Source organism: Sporosarcina ureae, assembly GCF_029267015.1.
In the GTDB taxonomy this organism is placed as follows: domain Bacteria; phylum Bacillota; class Bacilli; order Bacillales_A; family Planococcaceae; genus Sporosarcina; species Sporosarcina ureae_D.
In genome coordinates this window covers 1-5,720 of record NZ_JARIEA010000076.1, presented here as the reverse complement: position 1 = coordinate 5,720, position 5,720 = coordinate 1, and the positions used below count along the sequence as shown (strand labels likewise).

4 protein-coding genes are annotated in these 5,720 nt (G+C 42.3%); all 4 read left to right on the top strand.

Translation table 11 applies throughout. From position 1 onward, the window contains the following. A partial coding sequence (locus tag Q7P97_RS13540) for a dynamin family protein (RefSeq protein WP_303969851.1) occupies positions 1–3,503 on the top strand: 3,503 nt, incomplete at its 5' end. After that, on the top strand, positions 3,500–4,324 hold the full coding sequence (locus Q7P97_RS13535) for a sulfurtransferase (RefSeq protein ID WP_303969849.1): 825 nt from the start codon (positions 3,500–3,502) through the stop codon (positions 4,322–4,324). The genes Q7P97_RS13540 and Q7P97_RS13535, both read left to right, overlap by 4 nt. A gap of 6 nt (positions 4,325–4,330) precedes the next feature. Beyond that, on the top strand, positions 4,331–4,930 hold the full coding sequence (locus Q7P97_RS13530; RefSeq protein WP_303969847.1) for a metallophosphoesterase family protein: 600 nt from the start codon (positions 4,331–4,333) through the stop codon (positions 4,928–4,930). Positions 4,931–5,146: 216 nt separating this feature from the next. Continuing rightward, positions 5,147–5,720, top strand: a 574-nt coding sequence (locus tag Q7P97_RS13525) for a glutathione S-transferase N-terminal domain-containing protein (protein WP_303969845.1), incomplete at its 3' end; no start/stop codon positions are given.

The window sequence follows — 5,720 nt, the reverse complement described above, 5'->3', positions numbered from 1 at the left end:
CGTTACTTGCTAATAAAATAATCGACAAAGAATATACGATTGCTTTTGCCGGACACTTTTCGGCAGGAAAATCTTCGACAATCAACGCATTGACAGGTGATGATCTTTTACCATCCAGTCCGATTCCAACAAGTGCGAACATTGTAAAGGTACATAAGGCGGATGAGGATTTTGCCATTATCCACCGCGTAGACGGAAGTGCCATTAAATTCAGCGGCCATGGTTTCTCAGAAGGTGTCAAAGCGTACAGTAAAGATGGAGCTGAAGTTTCATTAGTTGAAATTGGTCATACACAATCCAATTTACCTGAAGGCATTACGGTAATGGATACACCGGGTGTCGACTCAACAGATGATGCCCATAGACTATCTACAGAGTCTTCATTGCACTTGGCGGATCTTGTATTCTATACGATGGACTATAACCACGTACAATCTGAAATGAACTTCCGTTTCACAAAAGAATTAATGCGTTATAACAGTAACGTATATTTAATTATCAACCAGATCGATAAGCATCGTGACAGTGAATTATCCTTCGATGAGTTCAAAAAGTCGGTGGAAGACTCATTCAAGTTATGGGGCGTTGAGCCAAAAGGGATTTTCTACACATCATTGAAACAACTGGATCACCCACATAATGATTTTGAAAAAGTCAAGGCGATCGTTGATGGGTCGATTGAACACCGCGAAGAAAATTTCGAACAGAATATCGAACAATCTTTATTGAAATTAAAAGATGAGCATATGACATATCTTCAGCAACAAGTAGATGATTTGAAGGAGAACCATTCGGACATCCTAAGCGAATCCGAGTGGGATCAGTTTGAAGAGTTAAATCAAGATTTGAAGGATGCGAAAAAACGTCTTGAACTAGTTTCAGGCGACGAATTCTATGTGAATTTCGAGAAAGAACGCAATGAATTATTATCGAACGCGGGACTTGCACCGTTTGAAACGAGAGAATTATTGAAAGATCATTTGGAAGCGAAGTCACCGAAATTCAAAGTCGGTTTACTATTTGGTGCGAAGAAGACGGCAGAAGAGCGCGAAAGACGTCGTCAAAAGCTAGAGGAGAATATTTCAGGTCTGGCCCACACACAAATTGAGATTTATATGAAGTCTTTGATGAAGAGTTCATTGAAACAAGCAGGAATTTTAACCGATGAGCGTTCACTTGCGATTGATAATATAGATCTGACGCTACCGTTTGACGAAGTGGATGAACAACTGCATGTTCAAGAAGTGATTACAGGCGAGACTATTTTGAATTACGCAGAGCAAATGAAACGTGCCATTCATTTAGTATATAAACGTAAAACGGACAAGTGGAAACAAGAGATGTCTGTGATCGCGAAAGAATCCGGTGGCGAGCAATCAGGACCTCTTGTTGAAACGATTGCAATGTTACAGGAAAAAGTAGATGCACTAAAAGAAATGAATAAATGGCTAGGTCGTATGGAGTGGGTCGATAAAGAAATCGCCAATCCATCAGCGCCGACGCGTATGGGTCGCGATCGACTCGTTGCTAAGTGGGAACAACCTAAAAAGATTGAAACAATCGAATATGTAGCGAAAGAAGAAGTGCAAGAAACGACTGCCGAAGAAGTAGAAGAAGTAGTGGAAGAACAACGTCAAGTGGTCGATTCGGAAAAAGCCATCATTCATGCACAGCACATTGCTGATTCAGTTGAAGCGATTCCTGGATTTGCAGAAACGGCAGCGTATTTGATGACGAAAGCAGAGCGCTTAAAAGGGCAAGAATTCACAGTCGCATTGTTTGGCGCATTCAGTGCAGGGAAATCTTCATTTTCAAACGCGTTGATCGGTGAGAAAGTGTTACCTGTTTCACCGAACCCAACAACGGCTGCGATCAACCGAATCCGTCCGGTGAGTGAAACACACGTGCATAATACGGCAGATATCCACTTGAAAGATGTCGCTACGATGACAGAAGACGTAGCGTTGTCATTCGGTGCGCTCGGTATCAATATTACTTCACTTGAAGATGCCTTCAATAAAACGGATGCTGCGATGAAACAACCACTTGAAGACGAGAATTTGCACATCCATAAGTCGTTCATCAGCGCATTCCAGAGAGGGTATCCACTCTATACGCCTGCACTCGGTACGACGTTGACGGTAGAGCGTGAAGAGTTTACGAAATTTGTTGCACAAGAAGAACGTAGTTGTTTCGTCGACTCGATCGACTTCTTCTATGACTGTCCGTTAACGCGTCACGGTATTACGTTGGTTGATACACCGGGAGCGGATTCGATCAACGCGCGTCACACCGACGTAGCATTCGAATATATTCGTAATGCCGATGCGATTCTTTTCGTAACGTACTATAACCACGCATTCGCACGTGCCGACCGTGAATTCCTTATTCAGTTGGGCCGTGTAAAAGATGCGTTCGAACTTGATAAAATGTTCTTTATCGTCAACGCGATCGACCTTGCTTCGAATGAAGAAGAAGGCGAAGAAGTAAAAGGTTTCGTTGCGAATGAATTGCAGAAATTTGGAATTCGTAATCCACGAGTGCATGGTATTTCAAGCCTTGAGGCATTGGAAGGCAAATTAACACAACAACCGAATCCATTAATGGTCGATTTCGAAGAGAAGTTTTATTCATTCCTCGAGCATGATTTGCGCGCGCAAGTTGTTCAGGCTCTGGAAGAAGAGACTACGAAAACAATCGATCGTCTAGCTTCGTTAATCGACAGAACGATTCAAAACCGTTCACGTAAAGCGGAAAGACTAGAGGAACTCGCGACTGCTGAAAAGGCAATTAAAGAACGCTTCGAAAAGAGTGCAAGTGAAATCTTAGTGAAATCCACTCAAGATGAATTGAGTGAACTTGTCTACTATATTTTGCAACGCGTCTTCTTGCGTTTCGGAGATTTCTTTAAAGAAGGCTATAGTCCGTCGACTTTCGCGAAGAACTCATCGGATAAAGCATTGAAAATCGCATTGGCTGAAACAGTCAATATGGTAGGCTTTGACTTAACACAGGAATTAAAAGTAACCAATTTGCGTATTCTCCAGTACATGAAGAAGCAATTACTAGAACGTCAACGTATGGAAGTCCGTTCGTTGTCTGAAATGGATCAATCGATCGTGCCTTCACCGTATGAGCCAAACGACAAAGACATGCTGTCATTTGAGACGCCGTATGAAGAACCTATGGTATATAGTGCGGTCAATAAATCATTCAAAAATCAAAAATCGTTCTTTGAGCGCGGCGATCGCGATATCTTGAAAGTGAAGCTGGAAGAAATATTGAAAAAAGATGCATCGAGCTATCTTGGCGATCAGAAAGAACGTATTGAGAAGTGGGCAGACTTATGGATTGACGATGAAGCAGAAGCATTACGCGTTCATTTATTGCAGGAAAGTCTAGTACAAATCGAATCAGAGCGTACATTGCTTGATGGTTCGGAGCAGCTAGAGCAATGGCAGAAAACGTATGAAAAAATCCGTCAAGAGGAGCTGGTTCAATGACCCAAGTATTCGTATCTATTCACGATATAGAGACAAGTCATGCGAAATGGATCGATGCACGCTTTTCATTGCAAGATGAAGAACGTGGCAAACTTGATTATCAAAAAGAACACGTAAAAGGCGCCGTTCATTGGGATTTAGCAGAAGATCTATCGGGCACATCAGTAGAAGGTGGACGTCATCCGTTGCCTTCTACTGAACACTTGACTGAGCTATTCCGGAAAAGTGGACTGGAACGTACAGATGCAATTTTGATTTACGACGACGGTGGTAGTCCTTTTGCAACACGTGCTTGGTGGATGTTGCAATATGGAGGTTTCACGAATGTGCACGTCGTAACAGAAGGATATGCTGAATTACGCGAAATCGTTGACGTAACAAGTGACTCTGTTACGCCTGCACGCTCAACAGTGGAACCGCAGTGTCAAGATCACCTATATGCAAGTAGAAGTGAAGTCGAAGAAGTGGTGGCGGGCAATCGAGCGTCACTACTTGTCGACGCACGTTCTGAAGTTCGCTATCGCGGAGAAACAGAACCGCTCTACCACAAAGCAGGTCATATACCGACAGCTCGAAACTTTGATTGGGAACAATTGAAGCAAGATGGACACTATGATGTGCAGCAGGCGAAAGAACAATTACAACAAGTTGTGTCACCTGAAGATGATGTCATCGTCTACTGTGGCAGTGGCGTAACGGCTTCCCCTTTATTCGCAGCACTCAAAGAACTGGACTATCCAAATGTAAAACTATATGTAGGTAGTTTCAGCGACTGGATTTCAAAAGACGACGCACCGATCGAAACCGCAATAAGGGGTTGAAACAAGATGCAATTCGCATTGCTCGGAGATATTCATTCATCAAAAGAAGATTTGCAAGCCGTACTGGCACAAATTGCTAAAGAAGCACCTGAAGCGACTCTTATTGGGATCGGTGATTTATACGAATGCACGGTCAGCAAAAAAGACCTTCATGGCCAGACTTATCCCACTGTCGAAGAAGTGATCAAACATCCGGATGGCATCGATGAGCTATTCACTTTTCCGTCCATTTACGGCAATCAAGAACAACGCGTTCTGTTGTTGACTAAGCAAACGGAACCTATACGGGACTTCTTGAACGACTTACCGGAGACTTTGAAGATAGATGAGGCAATCATCATCCATGGTCATCAATGGCCGCATAACGAAGCGGCGGAGTGGCTTGCTGAGCATCTTCTAGAATCACGCGTAGTGTTTCACGGACATACCCATCGGTCAGGCTTTACAAGCGATGGAAAACACGTAGCGATTAACTGGAATGAAGAGATGTCATTGAGGGGTTCACGAACGGTTGTTAACGTAGGAGCTGTAGTGGGCTCTAGAGAATGGGTGTTGTATGATTCTGAAGAACAAACTGTTAGATTTATGAAAGTATCACAACGCTAAATGGGTTTTGTCTGACCTGTTTGGATGAGAAGTGAATAGTGAAGTAGTAAGTGAAGCATCGCATTTTGCGGTGCTTTTTTATTTTTAAAATGTATTTGGATATCTTTGGTATAAAGGTGTTGAAGGTTAAAGAATTATAGATGATAAACTAAATATTAGAAATAGTTTTGTACTGTTAGTATGATGAAGTTAATAAATAGTAGGAGGAGTGTTCAGATGACAAAATATGAATTATCAAAAGTGTGGAAGTGGGAAGAAGAGAATTCAAATAGATGGGGGAATCGTCCGACAGCCGGTGAACGTTTTGAACAAAAACTACCGGTCGGAGAGGCACCGTTCCAACTCTATTCACTGGGAACACCGAACGGAATTAAAGTAACGATTATGCTGGAAGAATTAAAAGAGTTGGATGTCGATGGTGCAGATTATGATTTGTATGAAATCAATATTGGAGCCGAGGAACAATTTGGTTCAGATTTTGTCAAGATCAATCCTAATTCTAAGATCCCAGCCTTAGTTGATCAAAGTCAAAGTCCACGTGTGGAAATTTTTGAATCAGGATCGATTTTGCTTTACTTGGCTGAGAAATTTAATAAACTGATCCCTACAGATATTCATGGACGGACAGAAACCCTTAATTGGCTGTTCTGGCAAATTGGGGTCGGTCCTTATGTTGGTGGAGGGTTTGGTCACTTTTTCGCTTATGCGCCAGAGCCAATGAAATACCCAATTGATCGTTTTACTATGGAAACGAAACGTCAATTAGACTTACTGGATAAAATATTAGCTC